Source organism: Terrabacter sp. P5_B1 (assembly GCF_056400505.1).
The window spans coordinates 1-1,394 of sequence record NZ_JBFULD010000550.1 but is presented as its reverse complement, the minus strand read 5'-3'; the positions used below and the strand labels follow the sequence as shown (position 1 = coordinate 1,394).

The 1,394-nt window shown below is 74.2% G+C and carries 1 protein-coding gene; it reads right to left on the bottom strand.

The features are described 5' to 3' along the window. On the bottom strand, positions 1-1,298 hold a 1,298-nt coding region (locus AC1DP0_RS21880; RefSeq protein WP_478088687.1), incomplete at its 3' end, for an AAA family ATPase. Positions 1,299-1,394 lie beyond the last annotated feature (96 nt).

Below are 1,394 nucleotides of genomic sequence, written 5' to 3'. Positions count from 1 at the left end.
GCCTCGCGGCGGCGCGCCGAGTAGTACTCGATGATGGCGCCCCGGTCGTGCGCCGCGGCCACCCCGCGAAGGTCGCCGACCCGCTCCCAGAGCCGGATCGCGTCCGTGATGGAACCGATCGCCTCAGCGAGCCGGCTCACCATGTACTGCTCCTGGCCAAGTACTTCGAGCATGCGCGCACGCGCTGCCCCCGCGGCGTCGCCGCGTTCGAGGGCGAGCGTCAGGAACGCGACTGCCTCCGTGTGGGACCCCGCGCGTGCCGCGTCCTCGGCGGCCAGGGCGGCATACCGGCTCGTCCGCGTCCGGTCGTGGGCCGCTTCGGCATGGTGGGTCAGCACGGCGTGGTCGCCCGACCCGACCTGCTCGAGCGCGTCGAGCAGTCGGGCGTGCAGTCCGCTCTCGACCCCGAGCGGGACCGCGGCGCGTACGGCCCGACGAGCCAGCTCGTGCCGGAAGCCGATCCCGCGCCGGGTGCGGACGAGCAGACCGGTCGCGTCGAGCCGTCGCAGGCAGGGCATGTCCACCCCGAGCAACGGCATGAGCCGGTCGTCGACCGCGTCCGGCGCCGTCGCGACGAGCTGGAGCACCTGGAGGTCGCCGTCGGTCAGCCCGTTGGTGCTGGCCAGCACGGCGTCGCGCACCGATGCGGGCAGCCCGCCACCCGCGTGGCGACCGATCTCGCTGACGTAGAAGGGGTTTCCCCCGGTGAGCCGGTGGACGCTCGCTGCCTCGAGGTCCGTGCCGCGGAGCAGTGTGCTCACGGCCTCGACGCTGAGTGGGGCGAGGGCGACGACCTCCGAGTTCTCCAGCCGAGCCAGGTCGCCGAGCAGCGGGCGCAGCGGGTGACCCGTGCCGATCTCCGCGTCGCGGTAGGTGAGCACGAGCAGGACGGGAAGGGAGTCGATGCGGCGCACGAGGTAACGCAGGGCCTCGGCCGACGCCTCGTCGATCCACTGGACGTCCTCGACGACCACGGTCGTCGGCTCGCGAGAGACGACCGAGACGACGAGGGCCTCGACGTCGTCGCGGGTCGGCGACGCCGGCAGTTCGGCCAGCTCGGGCGCGCCGAGCTCCGCCAGCACGTCACGCACCGGACCCAGCGGACGCGGCGTCGCGAGCGGGTCGCACAGCCCGCGCACGACGCGCATCCCGCCGGGCATGGCTGTGGCGACGCGGAGCAGGCTCGTCTTGCCCGCTCCTGCTTCGCCGGTGACGGCGACCACCCGCCCCGACCGGGCGCTCGCGCGCATCGCCCGGCTGAGCCGCGCGAGCTCGGGCTCGCGCTCCAGAAGCCCCACCTTCGAAGGGTAGGACGGTGGCCCCGGTCCCACACCGGGATTTTCCGAGCGGTGGGCACCGGTCGGGCCGGGAGGTCCTGGACGGTCCTCCCGGCC